The organism is Hydrogenimonas cancrithermarum (genome assembly GCF_030296055.1).
Classification (GTDB): Bacteria; Campylobacterota; Campylobacteria; order Campylobacterales; family Hydrogenimonadaceae; genus Hydrogenimonas; species Hydrogenimonas cancrithermarum.
Window position 1 is genome coordinate 394,917 of sequence record NZ_AP027370.1, and the last position, 18,080, is coordinate 412,996.

Annotated in this window: 18 protein-coding genes; 4 read left to right on the forward strand and 14 right to left on the reverse strand. The window is 52.6% G+C overall.

Annotated elements, in window-relative coordinates; translation table 11 throughout:
* Positions 1–3 precede the first annotated feature (3 nt).
* The 7 genes from lptB to QUD54_RS02040 are packed head-to-tail and all read right to left on the reverse strand — an operon-like array spanning position 4 to position 6,268.
* Complete coding sequence (lptB, locus tag QUD54_RS02010) at positions 4–726, reverse strand: LPS export ABC transporter ATP-binding protein (protein WP_286337291.1); 723 nt, start codon at positions 724–726, stop codon at positions 4–6.
* Complete coding sequence (gene tsaE / locus QUD54_RS02015) at positions 719–1,138, reverse strand: tRNA (adenosine(37)-N6)-threonylcarbamoyltransferase complex ATPase subunit type 1 TsaE (RefSeq protein WP_286337292.1); 420 nt, start codon at positions 1,136–1,138, stop codon at positions 719–721. The genes lptB and tsaE overlap by 8 nt, the downstream gene beginning before the upstream one ends.
* A complete protein-coding gene (gene trpD, locus QUD54_RS02020; RefSeq protein ID WP_286337293.1) occupies positions 1,135–2,118 on the reverse strand; it encodes an anthranilate phosphoribosyltransferase in 984 nt (327 codons plus the stop codon). Before trpD ends, tsaE begins: the two co-directional genes overlap by 4 nt.
* Positions 2,115–2,363: an RNA-binding S4 domain-containing protein gene (locus QUD54_RS02025; protein ID WP_286337294.1), complete on the reverse strand. Its 249-nt coding sequence runs from the start codon at positions 2,361–2,363 to the stop codon at positions 2,115–2,117. The genes trpD and QUD54_RS02025 overlap by 4 nt, the downstream gene beginning before the upstream one ends.
* A gap of 45 nt (positions 2,364–2,408) precedes the next feature.
* Positions 2,409–5,063 carry an MlaD family protein gene (locus tag QUD54_RS02030; protein ID WP_286337295.1) on the reverse strand — a complete coding sequence of 885 codons (2,655 nt, stop codon included), beginning with the start codon at positions 5,061–5,063 and terminating at the stop codon, positions 2,409–2,411.
* 16 nt (positions 5,064–5,079) lie between these two features.
* A complete protein-coding gene (locus tag QUD54_RS02035) occupies positions 5,080–5,688 on the reverse strand; it encodes a paraquat-inducible protein A (RefSeq protein WP_286337296.1) in 609 nt (202 codons plus the stop codon).
* A complete protein-coding gene (locus tag QUD54_RS02040) occupies positions 5,672–6,268 on the reverse strand; it encodes a paraquat-inducible protein A (protein ID WP_286337297.1) in 597 nt (198 codons plus the stop codon). Before QUD54_RS02040 ends, QUD54_RS02035 begins: the two co-directional genes overlap by 17 nt.
* 124 nt (positions 6,269–6,392) lie before the next feature.
* Between QUD54_RS02040 and QUD54_RS02045 the strand changes: the two genes are divergently transcribed.
* The 4 genes from QUD54_RS02045 to QUD54_RS02060 all read left to right on the forward strand — a co-directional run bounded on the left by QUD54_RS02045 (position 6,393) and on the right by QUD54_RS02060 (position 9,985).
* Positions 6,393–7,529: an ABC transporter permease gene (locus tag QUD54_RS02045; RefSeq protein ID WP_286337298.1), complete on the forward strand. Its 1,137-nt coding sequence runs from the start codon at positions 6,393–6,395 to the stop codon at positions 7,527–7,529.
* 121 nt (positions 7,530–7,650) lie between these two features.
* Entirely contained in the window at positions 7,651–8,427 is a 777-nt protein-coding gene (locus QUD54_RS02050; RefSeq protein ID WP_286337299.1) for an ABC transporter ATP-binding protein, read from the forward strand.
* A complete protein-coding gene (locus QUD54_RS02055) occupies positions 8,427–9,395 on the forward strand; it encodes an MlaD family protein (RefSeq protein ID WP_286337300.1) in 969 nt (322 codons plus the stop codon). Before QUD54_RS02050 ends, QUD54_RS02055 begins: the two co-directional genes overlap by 1 nt.
* Positions 9,392–9,985 (forward strand): ABC-type transport auxiliary lipoprotein family protein, encoded by a 594-nt coding sequence (locus QUD54_RS02060; RefSeq protein WP_286337301.1) that lies wholly within the window; start codon positions 9,392–9,394, stop codon positions 9,983–9,985. The genes QUD54_RS02055 and QUD54_RS02060 overlap by 4 nt, the downstream gene beginning before the upstream one ends.
* Here QUD54_RS02060 and QUD54_RS02065 read toward each other — a convergent pair whose 3' ends face one another.
* The 7 genes from QUD54_RS02065 to QUD54_RS02095 form a co-directional block, all read right to left on the reverse strand.
* Complete coding sequence (locus QUD54_RS02065; RefSeq protein ID WP_286337993.1) at positions 9,986–11,797, reverse strand: menaquinone biosynthesis decarboxylase; 1,812 nt, start codon at positions 11,795–11,797, stop codon at positions 9,986–9,988. It lies immediately after the preceding gene.
* Positions 11,798–11,806: 9 nt separating this feature from the next.
* Positions 11,807–12,763: a hydroxymethylbilane synthase gene (gene hemC, locus QUD54_RS02070; RefSeq protein WP_286337302.1), complete on the reverse strand. Its 957-nt coding sequence runs from the start codon at positions 12,761–12,763 to the stop codon at positions 11,807–11,809.
* A gap of 3 nt (positions 12,764–12,766) precedes the next feature.
* Positions 12,767–13,609 (reverse strand): thioredoxin domain-containing protein, encoded by an 843-nt coding sequence (locus QUD54_RS02075; protein ID WP_286337303.1) that lies wholly within the window; start codon positions 13,607–13,609, stop codon positions 12,767–12,769.
* Entirely contained in the window at positions 13,563–13,994 is a 432-nt protein-coding gene (locus QUD54_RS02080) for an FxsA family protein (protein ID WP_286337304.1), read from the reverse strand. Before QUD54_RS02080 ends, QUD54_RS02075 begins: the two co-directional genes overlap by 47 nt.
* Positions 13,991–15,754, reverse strand: a complete 1,764-nt coding sequence (locus tag QUD54_RS02085) for a proline--tRNA ligase (protein WP_286337305.1) — start codon at positions 15,752–15,754, stop codon at positions 13,991–13,993. The genes QUD54_RS02080 and QUD54_RS02085 overlap by 4 nt, the downstream gene beginning before the upstream one ends.
* A gap of 121 nt (positions 15,755–15,875) precedes the next feature.
* Positions 15,876–17,183: a glutamyl-tRNA reductase gene (gene hemA / locus QUD54_RS02090; RefSeq protein ID WP_286337306.1), complete on the reverse strand. Its 1,308-nt coding sequence runs from the start codon at positions 17,181–17,183 to the stop codon at positions 15,876–15,878.
* Positions 17,183–18,079 carry a polyprenyl synthetase family protein gene (locus QUD54_RS02095; RefSeq protein ID WP_286337307.1) on the reverse strand — a complete coding sequence of 299 codons (897 nt, stop codon included), beginning with the start codon at positions 18,077–18,079 and terminating at the stop codon, positions 17,183–17,185. The genes hemA and QUD54_RS02095 overlap by 1 nt, the downstream gene beginning before the upstream one ends.
* Position 18,080 lies beyond the last annotated feature (1 nt).

Consider the following 18,080-nt stretch of genomic DNA (forward strand, 5'->3'; position numbering starts at 1 on the left):
GCATCATAAGGTAAAGTGTTCTCCCAGATAGTGCTTGATGACATCCGGGTTGGAAGCGATCTCTCCGGCACTCCCCTTCGCCATCAGTTCACCCGATCGCATGACATAGGCTCGGTGGCAGATCCCCAGCGTCTCACGGACGTTGTGGTCGGTGATGAGGACGCCGATGTCGAGCTCCAGTAGCTGACGGATGACGTTTTGTATATCGATGACCGCGATGGGGTCGACCCCTGCAAAGGGTTCGTCGAGCAGCAGAAATTTCGGTTTGCTCACCAGTGCACGTGCGATCTCGGCACGCCGCCGCTCCCCGCCGCTGAGGCGGATCCCCTTGCGATGACGGATCGGCTCGATATTGAAGAGTTCCAGCAGATTCTCGATCCGTTTGTAGGCGCTCTTTTTATTCAGTTTCGCCGCTTCCGCCGCGATCAGCAGGTTCTCCTCGACCGTCAAGTCCTTGAAAATACTCGACTCCTGCGGAAGGTAACCGATACCCAGACGCGAACGCACATGCAGCGGATCGCGCGTCACATCCATATCGTCGATATAGACGTTGCCGTCGGTGACACCGATGAGCCCGCAAATCATATAAAAGGTCGTCGTCTTGCCCGCTCCATTGGGCCCCAGAAGCCCTACGACCTCTTTGGTGTTGAGTTCCAGAGAAACACCTTTGACAATCGGTGTTTTTTTGATCGTTTTGACCAGATTTTCGGCGCGAAGACTATGCATCGGTTTCAACCTTGTATAGGCGAGATCCCTCTTTGGGGGTAATTTCGATAACGGCGACATTGAAACCGTGGGAGCGCAGCAGTTTCTCCAGTGCCTCATCGCCCCACTCCACAAGGTGCCATCCCGGCGCTTCGAGACTCTCGAGTAGCCCCATCGCCAGAAACTTCTCGTTCGGGCACTGATAGAGATCGTAGTGAGCGATGCCGTTGTCGTAAACCTGCTGAATCGAGAAAGTGGGCGAGGTAACCCTGCTCGAGCACCCTTTCGCCTCGGCAAGGGCTTTTGTCAATGTCGTCTTTCCGGATGCCAGATCTCCACGCAAAAAGATGACGGCATCTTCCGGGAGCATCGCTTCGATCTGCGCTGCCGCTTCGTCGAGATTTTCGAGTGATGCTTCGATGATTTTCGTCATAATGCGTTGGAAACCTCCACGATTTTTTTCAGCGCCGCTTCGGCACGTCCCGAGTCGATCGTCTCTTCGGCGATCTGCAAGCCATCCTGAAAATCGCGTGCTTTGCCGTCCACGATCAATGCGGCCGCCGCATTGACAAGGACGATATCGCGTTTCGGCCCCCTCTCTTCTCCCGAAAGAATCGATGCGGTGATTTTTGCATTTTCGGCCGCATCACCCCCTCGGATCGCCTCCATCGGTGCCCGCTCGATCCCGAAGTCCAGCGGATCGATCTCCATCTTTTTCAAATCTCCCGCCTCCAGCATCTCGGCGACACTCCTGTCGCTGACGGAGATCTCGTCGAGGCCATCGCGGCTGCTGACGACCATCGCCCGTTCGGTTCCGAGTTTCTTGAGCGCTTCCGCCATTTTTGAAACGAATGAGGGGTCGAAGACACCGATCAGCTGTTTTCTGACATCTGCCGGATTGCTGAGCGGTCCCAGGATGTTGAAGATGGTACGATGCGGAATCGATTTGCGGATTGGCATGACGAACTTCATCGCCGGATGATGATGAATGGCGAAGATGAAGGTGAAACCGCACGCTTCGAGCATCTTGACCTGCTGTTCTGGCGAGAGATCCAAACGGATTCCCAGATGCTCCAGCATGTCGGCACTTCCCGACTTGCTGGTGATGGAACGATTGCCGTGCTTGGCCACATAACACCCCGCTCCCGCAAGCAGCAGCGAAACGGTCGAGGAGATATTGAAACTGCCGCTTTTGTCGCCACCTGTCCCGCAGTTGTCGATCAGCTTCTCGCGAAGATCTTCGGGCACCGGAAGTTTGATCGCATGCGAGCGCATCACCTCCGCCGCCGCCGCGATCTCATCGGCACTCTCGCCCCGCTCGGCCATTTCAACCAGGAGCCTTCTCGCCTCCTCTTCCGCCATTTCGCCGCGAAAAAGATGTTCGAAGGCTACTTTTGTCTCCTCGTATGTCATGCGATCTCCTCCACATACTCATCCTTCGCGCTTTTTGGGATGGTTTTCGTTGTCGGGATTTTGAGTACCCTGTACTCTTTCGTGCCTTTGAGGTAGCGTATTTCGATCACGTCGCCCACTTTGACCTCTTTGCTCGGCTTCGCCTGGACACCGTTGATAAAAACGACACCGCTTTTGACCATATCCTGCGCGATGGTTCTGCGTTTGACGAGGTTGACGCTACTCAAATATTTATCGATTCTCAAAAGCTCTCCAAATTTTCTTTTTATTTTATCGACTCGATGATTAAATTAAAGTTTCGGCCGCCATCTCATCCACTCTTTTTCCGCTTCGTTGTAAAGTTTGAAACGCGCACCCTCTTCGACAACCTCATCCGGTGCATCCGGTACGGCCATACCGATACCGCCCTGAATCATCGTCGCGAGTGTCTCCGTCTGCACTTTTACGCCCAGAAGGCTCACTTCCATGCCCAGTGCTCCCGCCATATAGAAGCGGGCATTCTTTCGAACCAAATGGGCATAACGGGGAGCGATATAGCAGCCGACAGAGACATGGGTCGCATCGTCACTCAGGGCAAAGCTCTCGACTTCGCCGATCTCCACCTGACGGTAGAGTACCGGCGATCCTCTCTTCAGACTGCTTTTCCTGTCTGCGATCAGTTCGATGCGAAGGCCATCTTCTCCATAGGTTCGCGGCGGCGGAGTTTCCGAAAGGACGAAAGCGTCGCTTCGTGCCATTTCCCGTCCCGGCAGCAGAGCGATCGCAGGCCCCATGACAACGGCTGAAGGGTTTTGAACCCCACCGACACCCAATTCGAAATTCCGGAGCCAGAAAATCGTATCGCTGTGCAGAAGATGATTCGATCGTTTCTCGATCAAAACGGTGGCCTTGACCATATTCCCTTCCAGAAGCACCTTCTCGACCCTGCCAATCCTTATATTCTTGTACAACAAGGGGCTCCCTTTTTTTATTTCACCGCCATCCCTCATCCAGAGCACGAAACGATCGTACTTCCTCGCGATCTCTTGCTCCTCATCGTAAATGTCGAAACAGTGCCCCGCATCGACGGCAGAAGCATTCGGATCGGGTGTTTCAAAGCTCAGACCACCCCGTATCATACTCTCGAGCGTTCCCGTTTCGATCTTGATATCGGGAAACGCCATCTCGAAAGAGAGGCCACTGACATTTTGGAACCGCGTGGAGGCGTTGATCTTCCCTGCAAACGCTCTGTCGATATAGAGCTTGACATCGATCATGTCTTTTTCCGGAAGATAGTCGTACGCGACCACCTCTCCCGCTTTGAGTTTTCTATATAGAACCGGTGCACCTTCGTTCAGTGCATCCAACTCTTTCATCAGAACATGGAAAAAGGTGCCTCCCGATACGAGGTAACGCGCCTTTTCATACGCTGCGAAATCTTCGTAGAGCACGAAACTGCTCTTGCTTCCACCGCTCACGCCTACGGGGGTTTCGAGTACGATGCCTCCTTTTACCATAGTTTCGAACGATCCACTGTCGAAACGGATGCGGTGCATCGAAACATCGAGCTCGACCCCGCTTCGCACATAGAACATCGAAGAGTCGTTGACAAAATCGGCATATTTCGGTGCGATGACGGCATCGATCTCGACACGCTCGCTCTTTTTTCCGAATCGAACCGACTCGATTTTGCCAATTGCGATATTGCGATAGAAGACCGTCGTCCCCGCTCTGACAGATTCTGCCCGTTTGGCCAGGAGCCGGATGTGCCTGCCTTTCAACGGCATCGGTTCATCGTGCAGAATGAAGCGGGAAGCGACAGGTGCACCTATCTTTGCGGTATCGAATGTAATATAGGGGCCGCTGGCGATGGCACTCAGCCCTTTGATCCCGTCGAAACCGATCTTTGGACGGACGATTCTGAACCATGCCGCCTCGTTGGCCAGAAGTCGGAACGATTGGTCGAGCCTGATCGTAAAAAGCGTCTTCTCTTTTTGGGCATCGTATCGTACATCGAGAATTTCACCCACTTCGAACCCTCGGTAGTAGATATGCGAGAGTTCCGGATCGATATTGTAGGCTTCATCGGCCGTGAGCGTGATGAGATCTTCCTCCATTCTCGAAGCAAGCCGTGAGTCGTAGAGCCTGAAAGATGCCTCGGAGGTGGCGGGTTTCGCTTTGTCGGGCGAACTGAACGCGATGCCGCCCGCGAGCAAAGAGGCGATCGAGTCGAAACGGACCTTCACGCCCGAAAGGGAAGCTTTGACATCGATGCCGCTCACCTTCCAGAAACGGCTCTTCTGTTTGACCAGGCTTCTATACTGATCTTCGATAAAGAGGGTATAAACCACATCGCCGCCAACCAGCCGTTTGTCGATGACTTTGCCGACGACAAAATGGTTGAAAAGAACCGGTGCGTTGATACTGACACTCCCTTTTTCGGCTCTCAATGTCAGATAGAACCCCTTGTCGTATCGTTTCGGAGGATATTTCGTATCACCTTCGAAACGATAGGCTTTCGGCAATCTCAAAATCTTCTCTTTGCTTACGGCCGCGGGATAAAGGTCGACATAGACACCGCTTATGATCGTATCCAGCCCAGAAATTTCGGTCATGGAAACATGGGGCTCGACTTTTATGAAATGTGTTCCCTTGCGTGCGACCAAGGCGACCGCATCCGGATCGACCGTTATCGTCACGTCCACTTTGAAAAGATCGTTCCTATCGACCGTGACACCGGAAACACGGCCTATTTTGATCCCTTTGTAAAGAAGCGGGGTCTTGTCGACTTCCAGACCGTTGCCATTTTCGAAGACCACGACGACATCGGTACCCATTTCGGCATAGTGCTTGTAGATCAGCCATGCCGTCATGCCGAGTGCCACAAGAGGAATCAGCCATACCAGCCAGAGGGTTCCCCTCCCCTTTTGAACCGCATGGGGAATCTCGTGTTTCGTATCGTTCATCGATGCGCCCTCACTTTCATGTTTGATTTTGCGTATCGAACATCAGACGTGTGTCGAAACTCTCCGTCGCCAGCATCGTCATGATGACGACCATCGCAAACGCGATTGCCGCCGGTCCGGTGACGATGGTCGCCAACCCTTTGAACTGCACCAGCCCGACCATCAGTGCTACCACGAAGATATCGAGCATCGACCATTTTCCGATAAAGTGTATGACCCGGTAGAGCCTGAGGCCAAAACGTGCCCGTTCGTGCCATTTGAAATGTACGATCAGCAGAAGATAGATCAGGACCGTCACCTTGAATACAGGGACGAAGACACTCGCGACGAAAATCACCAGTGCGATCCCGTAAGAGCCGCTTTGAAAAAAGTAGATGATTCCATCCATGATCGTAGCCGGATCTTTTCCGACAAACGAAATGACGATCATCATCGGCAACAGATTCGCCGGAACGAGAAAAATCATCGAAGCGATGGAAAAACTCCAGCTCAATGCGATGGCATGCGGCCTTCGCTGATGCAGAGCACTGCCGCACCGTCCACATGTTCTACAAGAGAGCGGATGGAGCTTTCGGCAATGCAGACAGAGAACCTTTCCGGCTTCGATATCAGTCAGCCAGCGCATCGTCATCCCATATATCGTCGGGATTGAACCAGACGGTCGTAATGTAGAACGTGATGAAGAAGAAGACAAAGATGAAAAGTCCGAACCCGACATGAAGCGTCGCCATCTTGTGAAGCTTTACGATCGCCACGATGATACTGATCAGATATACCTCAACCATGCCCCACCTTCTTGCTGTCTCGTAAATCCTGTAATAGAGTGCCACTCTTTGTGGCTTGTAGCCCATTTTCAGTGGAACGAGAATCATGAGAAGCAGGGCCATCATCCCCATCGGTATCGCAAAAGCCGTGAGCATGGTAAAGATGGCGATCATCGTATAGCCGTCTTGGTAGAGTTGCCAAAGAACTTCGACCAGTGTGGCGGAAGATTCTACCCCCATGATGTTGAGCGACAAGATAGGCAGGAATGTGAGAGGAATGGCCAGCAACAGCGTCGTGAAAGCCATTACGATGATATGGGAGAAGGGTTGCCCTCGCCTGTGAAGGAGCATTTTACAGCGAGGACAGTGGTAATGTGAAAAATCGAGACGTTGTGGAATATCGATGACAATACCACACTCCGGACATGCCGTCTTTTTCATTCGTGATCGACCAATCTTATTGAAGTTGGATAAATTATACTCCATATCAATGAATTTCAACAAATTTCCTCATTTAGAGCGTTTCAAAAACAGCTCTAATCCAATCTTCGGTAGAATACTTTTTATGAGAGATGAAACATACGTTCGTATCAAAATGGAGAGAAATCGGGCTATACTCTTTTTTTCGGGCCGCTGGCAAATCGATTTTCTCGACAGAATCGAAGCTCAGCTCCATCGACTGGAACCGAAACTCGAAGGAGTGGAGTCGATCGTCCTGGACCTTGGCGGCATCGAATCGATCGATACGGGTTCCATGGTTTTTTTCATCTCGGCCCGGGAACGGTTGAAGCGCGGAAGGAAGCTCTTCGTTCGTCATGTCCCTGCGGAGTTTTGCAGGATGTTCCGGCTCGTTAAACGTTTTACGCACCCCGTCGCTCTCCCGTATGTACGCCCTTATGAAAAAGTGCTCAACCTCATTGCGGACATCGGCAAATCGAGTGCCGATATGTTGCAGGATTTTCTGCTCTTTCTCAATTTTCTCGGACAATCGACGGTCGCGGCATTCCACATGACGATGCATCCTTCCACTTTTCGGTTCAAAGAGACGGCAACCAATATCTACAAAGCCGGCACCACCGCCCTGCCCATCATCGCCCTCAGCATTTTTCTCGTCGGTATCGTCATCGCCTTCCAAAGCGCGGTTCAGTTACAGAAATACGGGGCCAATATCTTTATCGTCGAGATGATCGGTATCTCGATTCCGAGGGAACTCGCGCCGCTCATTACCGCCATCATCGTTGCAGGGCGCAGCGGCTCCTCTTACACGGCACAGATCGGTGTCATGAAAATCACCGAAGAGATCGATGCGATGAAGACGATGGGTTTCGAAATTTTCCGTTTTGTCGTGCTTCCGCGGATGATCGCGATGATGATCGCCCTGCCGCTTCTTATCTTTTTCGCCGATATCGTCGGTATCTACGGCGGCCTTCTCGTCGCGAAGGTCCAGCTCGACATCACGCCTGCACAGTTTCTCGAACGTCTCCATGAAGAGGTGGATGTCCGACACTATCTCGTCGGCCTCTTCAAAGGGCCCTTCTTCGCTTTCATCATCGCGGCTATCGGGTGTTTCAGAGGGTTCCAGGTCTCAGGCAACACAGAGAGTATCGGCCGCTACACGACGATCAGCGTCGTCAATTCCATCTTCCTCGTCATCGCGATGGATGCCATCTTTTCGGTCATCTTTACGGAGCTCGACATATGACGCTTCTATGTCGCAAAAAAAATCTGTCGATAAAGGCCATAATGGTTTCTCTCGCCAAAGTCGAAGCTTCAGTGAAAGGGATCTCTTTTGGAACTTCAACTCGAGGGGGAGGAGTGATGTCATGAAACGTGAAATCATCGTTATGCGCGGTATCGAAACACGTTTCGGCACCAAAGTGGTGCACGAGGATGTCAATCTGACGATTTACGAGGGAGAGATCTACGGCCTTCTGGGAGGAAGCGGCTCGGGCAAAACGACCCTTCTTCGCGAAATGATCATGCTTCTACGCCCTTCCAAAGGATTCGTGAAGGTCCTCGGATACGATCTGTCCCGGATCACGCGCGCAGAAGCGCAAAAGCTGCGCAGCGAATGGGGTGTCCTTTTCCAGTTCGGCGCACTCTTCACATCGCTTACGGTGGCCGAAAACATCGCGGTCTGGCTCAGAGAGTACACCGATCTTTCCGAGGATACGATCCGAAAGATCATCCTTTCGAAACTCGACATGGTAGGCCTTTCACCGGATGTCGGAAAACTCTATCCCAGTGAATTGAGCGGTGGTATGATCAAACGTGCCGCCTTGGCACGTGCCCTGGTGATGGACCCCAAGCTTCTCTTTCTCGATGAGCCCACATCGGGCCTCGATCCGGTCAGTGCCGAAGCTTTCGACGACCTCGTGACCGATTTGAGAGAACTGCTCGGTCTTACCATCGTCATGGTCACCCACGATATCGATACGATTTTCAATGTGGTCGACCGTATGGCGATCCTCGGTGACAGACATGTGGTCGCCGAAGGCTCCCTGAAAGAGATCCTGCAAACCGATCACCCTTTCATTCGCCAGTTTTTCGGTGGAAACCGTGCAAAAGCGCGTATCAAAGTTATGGAGATGGAGGCATAATGGAAAGCAAAACCAACTATATCGCTGTAGGTCTCTTCATACTTCTTCTCGGGGCTGGCGCCATCGCCTTCGCTCTCTGGATGGGAAACTACAACAGCAAAAAAGAGTTTGTCTACTACTATACATACATGAAAGAGTCGGTTGCAGGCCTGCCGCCTGATGGCTCGGTCAAATATATGGGGGTCGATATCGGGAAAGTCAAAGAGATTCATGTCGATCCCAAAGATCCGACGCGCATTCGGCTGCTCCTGCGGATTCCAAAAGATTTTCCGATCCGGGAAGGGATGTACACAACACTCAAATTCACGGGAATTACTGGTATCGCCTACATCGAAATCATTGGAGGGGAGAAAGGCGCACCCATCATCAAAGCCAAAAGAGGAGAGATACCCGTCATCCCATCGAAACCGTCGACCCTGGCACAGCTTGGAACATCCGTGACCGACATCGCCGAGCAGATTACCAAGGCGCTCGACAGACTCAGCCGGGCCTTCAGCGAGGAGAATATGCATCACATCAACAACACCCTCACCAACATCGACACCTCTTCGGAAACACTCACACATATTCTGAGCCCCTCCAACGCTAAAAAGATCGAGAAGCTGCTCGCCAATCTCGAAAATGCATCCGAAAAGATCGGCAAGCTCTACGAAACGGTCGATCTGATCCGTTCGACGACGAAAGGGCTCGGAGAAGAAGGCAATGCGACACTGCTTGCGATCCGGGAGAGTGCCGAATCGTTCAAATCGCTCAACCTGACGCTGAAGCGACGGCTCGAGGAGGGAGATCTCAATGTCCGGCATCTGCTGCAGCAGACACTTGCACAGAGCAATGCACTGATGCGTGCGACACAATCGTTGATCTACCAGCTGCAAGAAGATGCGGAAGCGTTGAAAAACAGTCCCAGAGACCTCTTTTTCAAAGAGGCCGAACCGCTGCTCGGACCGGGCGAAAAGGAGATAAGATGAAGTGGAGTATCGTTCTTGCCTCACTGCTGCTGCTTGGCGGATGTTCCATCAAAAGGGTTCCTTCCCCTATGACCTATACACTGAATCAGGAGACGCCTGCTCTCACGAGATTACGGCTCGAAAACCCCAGATTCGATACGATTCGGCTGGCATTCAACCATTCGACCAAACTATCCGAAAGTTCGACACTCTATTATCGAAAAGCGGGTTATTTGCATCAACCGTACGCCTACAGCCGATGGTACGACAGTGTCGATTCGATGCTCGAAAACAAACTTCTTTATGCGTTGCGTCAAAGCAATATAGCCAGAACCGTCCTGCCTGCCGCAACCCATGCGGATACGGAGATGGTTCTGGAGATCTCTCTTATCAATTTCGTTCACGATTTTTCCAAAGGCACACCATCCAAAGGCGTCGTCCGAATGATCGCCACATTGATTGAAAACAGAAACGGGAAAACAGTCGCTTCCGAAACGTTCGAAGCGGCCGTACCAGCCCTCTCCGAAGATGCCAAAGGGGGTGTCGCCGCACTCAACCGTGCGACGGACGAAGTGGTTGTTTCTCTTATAATGTGGCTCGAAGCAGACTGATCAGAGATAGAATTTTTTGACAAAAGCATCATCGATGTCGATGATACCCCGTGCCTTTAGATCTTCCAAAACTTTCGGATCGCAAAATACGTCGCCGGGCCACTCTCTGGTGTAGCCGTCACGTTCATTTTTGTTGGTCGCATCGAGCATGATGACCGGTTCTTTACGGACATCACGCAGGGCATCGATATTGTTGGCAACCCGCCAGACGAGCATATAGGGGTTGTCGATATCGTTGCACGCTGCATCGACGACGACGACAAGCTTGAGATGGGTATGAAGCGCTTTGAGATCGTCGAAAAGTTCCTGAACGCTGCGCTCTTTTTCATATGCAACGACACAGACGGGGGTTTTCGTATGGACGAAGTACTGTTTCACCCCTCTCACGTTTTTGTCTATCGTCTGCATGGCATTCAGCAGTTTCGCATCGTCGATCGGCTCTTTCACACCGTCCGCCACCTCGCCGCCTGTGCAATCGAGGCCAAGTTTTCCGCCCACAAGTGTCTCGGGGCTGGAATGGTCGAGCGCATCGACGATCCCTTCCGTGATCAACATGTTCTTCGCATCGACGCGATTGAGAATGTGCTCGGTGATCTTCTCGTATTCGGTCAGGTTCGGCGCATCTTTTCCGACGAAGATGGCATGCTTTACGAAACTCATCTGCCCTACGCCCCAAAAAGCATGCATGAACTGTTTCGCATGTCCTTTGTAATGCGTCTCCATCTTCGCCAGGATCAGGTTGTGGAAGACTCCGTTTTCGGGCATATGATAGTCGATGAGATCGGGGGCCGTGGTTTTGAGCAGCGGCAGGAAGATACGTTCCGTTCCCCATCCCATATATTTATCCTCGAGAGGAGGTTTACCGACAACGGTCGCCTGATAGACTGGATTCTCCTTCATCGTGATCGCCGTCACTTCCATCACGGGGTACGGCTCTTTGAGCGTATAGTAGCCGGTATGGTCACCGAACGGCCCTTCGATCTCCAGTTTGTTCGGATCGACGACACCCTCGATCACGATATCGGCATCCTCCGGGATCCAGATATCGTTGGTGATCGATTTGACCAGCCGCGCCGGTTCGTTGCGGACAAAGCCGTATAGAAGCATCTCGAAGATGCCGTAAGGCAGTGGTGCCTGTCCGCACCAGATGTAGAGCGGGTCACCGCCGATCGCGACGGAAACGGGCATCATCTTGCCGGCATCCCTGTACTGGTCGAAAAAGTGGCTGGCATCTTTGTGGATCTGCCAGTGCATCCCGAGACGGTTTTTGTCGTACTGCTGCAAGCGGTACATTCCCAAATTCTGCATTTTGCCGTCGATCGATCGTGTATAGACCTGCCCCATCGTGATGAACGGTCCCCCGTCTTCACTCCATGTCTTGAGGATCGGAAGTTCATCCAGATCGACTTGTGACGCGGTTTTGATGATCTGCTGGCAGAGCCCTTTTTGCTTTTGACGCTTCGGAAAGACATTTTTCAGGGCAAAGAGTTTCGGTACGAGCGAAAGCTTCTCCATCAGCCCCTGCGGCGGCTTCATATGCATCAGCGCTTCGATCTCTTCGGCAATCTCATCGGGATGGCGTCCGAAAATCTTCTCCGTCACTTCGAAGTCGGCGAACATATTCATCACCACAGGCATCTCGTATTCGATCCCTTTTTCACGATTGACCGGTTTTTTGAAAAGCAGCACCTTGGAATCGCGCTTTTTCACTTCGACATACGCCACGTGCGCCATTTCGAGATTGACATCGCAGGGCTCCTCGATGACCCGAAGGTCCCCATCCTTTTCCAACCGTTCCAACCATTCCTGCATTGTCGCCATTTAAAACCTTTCGCACCGCTCCTCTTTGAACGCCATCGATTCGGCACGGGCCAAAAGCTCTTTTGCACCCTGGGCAACCATATCGTCCGCGAGTTCCCTACCGAGATTTTCGGCCTTCTCTTTCGGTGCTTCGATCCGCTCCTGCAGGATTTCGGTTCCGTCCGGCAATCCCACCATCGCACGCACCAGCACACGCTCTTCATAGACCTTCGCATTGACGGCGATCGGCACCTGGCAGCTCCCCTCCAGACGAGCCACGAAATCGCGTTCGATCTTTGCGGCCAAAGCGGAATCCGGATCGTTGAGCGTTTCGGCGATCTTCGCGACCTCCGGGTCGTCGACGATCTCGATACCGAGCGACGCCTGCCCGGATGGCGGGATCATCACCTCGTCGCTGATCGGATCGTGAAACGGCACACTCTCGAGCAGTCCAAGGCGTTTCATTCCGACGTATGCCAGAATGATCGCGTCATACTCGCCGTCGGCCAATTTGCGTAGACGCGTATTGACATTGCCACGCAGATTTTTGATCGTCAGGTCCGGACGGATGGCACGCAGCTGCATCTGTCGGCGAAGGCTTGTCGTACCGACGACGGCACCTTCGGGTAGCGCTTCGATATTTTCATATTTATGGGAAAGGAAAACGTCACGAATGTCGTCACGCTTCGTGATGGCTGCCAGCCGAAGCCCTTCGGGCAGTTCCGTCGGGACATCTTTGAGACTGTGTACCGCCAGATGGGCGTCACCGGCGAGCATCACCTCTTCTATCTCTTTGGTGAAGAGCCCCTTGCCGCCGATAAGTGCGAGCGGTTTGTCCAAAATTTTGTCACCCGTTGCGGTTATTACCGAAAACTCGATGGTCATATCCGGAAAACGCTTTTCGAGTTCTCCTTTGACATATTCCGCCTGCCACATCGCAAGCTGACTTCCGCGGGTCGCTATGATCAGTTTATCCATGTTCTATTTCTTTTCGATGAATTTTTTGTATTTCTCACGGGTAATATCTTTTTTACCGTCGACGAAGATGGTCGGCGTACCGGTAACGAGAAGTTTTCGTGCCGTTATACGGTCTTTCCCGAGCTTTTTATCGATCCACGGCTGATGAATCTGTTTCGGCGACAATCTATAACCCGTCTTTTCCGCCACGATTTCCAATATTTTCTCTTCATCTTCGATATGGGGATCGATATCGATCCGATACATCTTGTCGATGATTTCGTTTTTCCCATCTTTTTGGGCCACTTCCATCACACGGACCAGCGTAGCGGATGCGGGATGAATCGCCTGAAGAGGCAAGTGGTAGTAATAAAGTGCCATCCGTTCGGGATTCTCCTTGACCGCTTTTAGAAGTTCGGGCACATACATTCGACAGAAAGGACAAAGCGGATCGGAAAAGAGAATCAGTTTGTGAGGTGCATCGGGGCTGCCGTAAAGCAGATGGGATGGGTCGTAGATATCCTTCGGTAGTTTCGGCTGTATCATGGAGCGCACATCCCGTCCCGTTTTTCGGTCGACCAGTTCGGATGTGATCAGGTTTTTGCTCACGAAAAGAATATCTTCGAAATGAATACGCCGCGTCTCTTTGCCCCGCGTCAGATTGATATCGAGCCCGATCACGTAGGCCGACCACCCTTTGATACCGGGGATAGGGAGTTTCTCCTCCACCGTCGCACTGTTGATTTTCACCTGCGGATTTCTGCTCAGTTTCTTTTTGACATAATCGATCACATCACTCTCGCCGCCGGCAAATACCAGACTACTTGCGATCATCATGATGCTCAATGATTTCAACATCGATGACATCACACTCTCCTTCTTCTTGAAATGGTTTGGTTTGGACATTGCTCTTCATTCTCTCTTTTTTGACAAGTTTGGCCGCGAGCAGGTTGGTAAAGACCCCGAACTGCAGAAGGATGCCGATAATATCGGTCAAAAAACCGGGAACGATTAGAAGCAGCGCTCCGATAAGCGCAGCCATATTCTGTTTCTGAAAAGTTTCGGGACCGATATCGCCTTCCGCCATCGCCCGCATATTTTCGAAAAAAGTATAACGGAAGTTGGTTAACAGAAGCAAACCGGCAACGGCGCTGCCGATCACTTCTACAAAAGTCCAGAAAGGGCCGAGGGCCGAAGATATCTCGACCGAAACGAAAATTTCGAGAAAAAGGTAGACGAGGAAATAGATCATTTCACTTTTTCCGCGATTTTCCCGACGACATGGTCGAGCGCAACAACCTCTTTTTGCAACGACGTACGCTCGATCAGTTCCACCTGGCCATCGGAGAGCTTTTTCCCGACCACGACGGCATAGGGAAAGCCGATCAGTTCGAAATCTTTCATCTTGAAACCAAAGCGTTCGGCCCGGTCGTCGAGAAGCACGTCGATACCCTTTTCCTTCAACGCTTTATAGATCTTTTCGCCCGCTTCTCTTTGTGCATCGTCCTTGACGTTTCCGACGACGACCACCACCTCGAACGGTGCGACGGAGAGAGGCCAGATCGACCCTTTTTCGTCGTGGTGCTGTTCGATGACAGCCGCGAGAAGCCGGCTGACGCCGATACCGTATGTCCCCATCACAAAGGGTCTGCTCTTGCCGTTTTGGTCAAGAAACTCCGCTTTGAGAGGTTCGGAGTAGCGGGTCCCGAGCTGGAAGATATGCCCCACTTCGATCCCTTTCGTATAGGTGAGCCTGCCGCCACACTTCGTACACACATCACCCTCCTGTGTCTGCGCGAGATCGGCGAACTTAAGCTCTTTCAGCACACCGAGATCGGCACCCACGATATGGTAATCTTTTTCATTTGCACCGCAAATCATGTTTTTGGCACCTTCGAGTCCTGTGTCGAAAACCATCGTCAGGTTCGGATGGGCGCGCTCTTCGTGAAACGGCGGAGCGCCTTCGACCACGCCTGCGTTGCGTATCAGCTCGATCGGCCCCATGAATCCGGGTACCAGGCCGGCCGCTTCGAGCTCCTCTTCCGTCACGTCGGCAAGTTCGTTCGCACCGACACTGTTCGCGGCCTTGACCTCCTGCAGTTCGTCGCTTCCGCGCAGGAAGAAGAGGACGATTTCACTTTTCCCCTCGTCGTAGAGCGCTTTTTTCGCGACCGTTTTGACCAGGTAGTAGGGGTCGACATAGAAAAACTTGGCGAGATCCTCGATCGTTTTGACATCCGGCGTATGGAAACGGTTCAGATCGGCTTCAGGTGCCTCGGCCGGCGCTGTGGGTTGTTTGCGCTTCGCCGCTTCGATATTGGCCGCATAGTCACACCCTTCGCAGACGACGATCGTATCTTCTCCGCTGTCGGCAAGAACCATGAACTCTTTGCTTCCCTCGCCCCCTATGGCACCGCTGTCGGCTTCGACGACACGGAAGTCGAGTCCCATCCGGGTGAAGATTTTCCGATAGGTCGCTTCCATCAGCTCGAACTCACGCACCATGTCCTCTCTGTCGGCATGGAAACTGTAGCCATCCTTCATGATGAATTCGCGTCCACGCATCAGCCCGAAGCGTGGCCTCGCCTCGTCGCGGAATTTGAGATTGATCTGATAGAGATTCATCGGAAGCTGCTTGTAACTGTTGATAAACTGTTTCGCCAGCTCCACCATCATCTCTTCATGGGTCGGACCGAGAACGAATTCGTTGCCTTTCCGGTCTTCGAAACGCAAAAGCTCCGAACCATATTTCTCATAACGTCCGCTCCTCTTCCAAAGCTCCGCAGGGGTGACGAACCCGAGCTGCACCTCCTGGCATCCGACATTGTCGAGCTCCTCTTTGATGATAGCACGTACCTTGTCGAGCACTTTTTTCCCAAGAGGAAGAAAGTCGTAAATGCCGCTGGCCACCTGATAGATGAAACCACCGCGTACCAGATAGATGTGGCTCGGCAAAACCGCATCTTTGGGCGCCTCTTTGAGTGTCGGGATCAAGAGTTTGGAAAACCTCATCGTACATCGTCCTTCGCATTGATTGAAACGCTCCGAAGGCAAAGCCTACGAAGCTGCGTTAACACTGCGTTCGCTTCAGCAGCGGGCTCACGCGCAGCCAAGCCGCACTTCTTTGTTTCGCTCATCGTACATCGTCCTTCATAATAAATTCACACTTGTATTTGTCCATCATCTTCACGTCGGTTTCGGTTTTGAAGATATACTTCATCGCTTCGATAATCGTATCGGCGCGCGGCTGTTCCGCCACTTCGCGAAGCTGCTTGGTAGGGGTATGCAGAAATTTGTTGAACGCGTTATGCACGAGCTTCTCGACATTTTTCTGCGTCTGAGGCGGGATGAACCCCTTCTTCACCGCCCGCTCAATCTCCGCCATCGCCGCTCTTTTTGCCTGTTCACGGATATCTTTGATCAAGGGGTCGATCATCAGCGACTGCAGCCATTTGAAAAACTCCATCGTGAAGCGGCCGACGATCTCGTAGGCTTTCCGTGCATGCTCCTGACGCAAAGCGAGGTTGTTGTTGACCGTCTCCTGCAAATCGTCGACGGCGTAAATATGGACGCGGCTGTCGCTGATGACGTCGATATCCCGTGGAACGGCCAGATCGAACCAGTGGCGCTCGAACGTCGTCTCCTCGACCATTTCGTCGGTGATGATGGGCTCCGTGGCCGCCGTCGCGGTAAAGAGAAGACGGTATCGGTTTACAAACTCCGTCAGTGCCTCGAACGGTTCCACATCGATCCTGCCGCCGACCTCTTCGGCGATCTTTTTCGCTTTTTCAGCCGTCCGGTTGAAGAGGATGACATTGCAGCCATTCGCGACGAGATGCTTCGTAACGATTTCGCTCATCTCCCCCGCGCCGACGACGAGACCCGTAAAACCTCCGAGATTGCCCCCCATGACATGCTTTGCCTGAGCCACGGCTGCCCCCGCGACAGAGACCGGGCTTTTGGAGATATCGGTGGAGTTTCGCACTTCGGCCGCGCACTTGAAAGCGAAATGGATAAGACGCGAAAGTTTCTGGGCACAAAAACCGTTTTCATAGGCGAACCGGAACGCATCTTTGAGCTGCCCCGCGATCTGCGTTTCACCAACGACCAGACTGTCGAGCGACGCGGCGACGGCGAAGACGTGGTGAACCGCCCCCTCGTCCTCGTAGACATCCGCACGCCCCTCGAGCTCCTCCACACTCAAACCGCTGTGGCGATGGAGCGTCATGAAAATCGAACCGAGTGCCATCGAGGGATTGGAGGTACTGACGATAAACTCCACACGATTGCAGGTCGACAGAAGGATCGCTTCGTTCACCCCATGGGTCTGAAGCACCTCTTCGAGCGCTCTTTTTTTCGCCTCCTCGTCGGAAAAAGCGAGTTTTTCGCGTACAACGATATCGGTGTTCTTGTGCGAGAAACTGACCACGAGATACTGCATCAGAAATCCCTCTCGATCATCGCTTCGACGATCTCGGCGAGCGCCTCTTCGTTTTCACCGCGCATCAGTGCAACGGCCTCTTCACCAAGCTCTCTGGCATGAAAATAGGCCTTTCTCAACGCACCCGTCTCCTCCATCATCGTGCGGATCCAGTTTTTCCGCTCTTCATCGAGCGTTCTGCCATGAAACGAAACGAGCTTCTCTTTGCCCGTCTCGTCGAGCGCTTCGTAGAGGTAGATATACGGCAGTGTCGTTTTCCCCTCTTCCAGATCGTGCATCGCCGGTTTTCCCAGCTGTTCGGAACTTTGTGTAATGTCGAGGATATCGTCGATGATCTGAAAAGCGATACCGAGATTGCGGCCGTAAACGGCATAGATCTTCTCGTCTTTTCCAGCCAGAAGCGCCGCGGATGCCGCCGTCGCTTCGATGAGTGCCGCCGTCTTTTGATAGATCATCCGCATATAGGCGTCGAGATCTGGGTTGAACCTGTCGGAGAGCCTTACATCCATCAATTCGCCGATACTCAATTGCGTGACGGCCCCCGCCACGATTTTGGCGATTTTTTCGTCGAAACCGACAAGCTCTTCGAACCCTTTGGAGTAGAGAATATCCCCCATCATTACCGCCTGCTTGCTCCCCTCGGTAGCATTGAGCGATGCGACACCCCGGCGCGTCTGTGCATCGTCGATCACATCGTCGTGCAGAAGGCTTGCCGCATGGATCATTTCGATCACCGCTGCGAGTCTGACCGCTTCGGGGACTGCATGTGCAACTTTCAATACAAGCTTCGCCCGCAGACGCTTGCCGTGCGGAAGCGATGCAAAAAGTTTGACGATCTCTTCGTTTTCAAGTTCTCCGATAAAGCGGCGCATCTGCCGTTCGACCTGTTCAAGCATT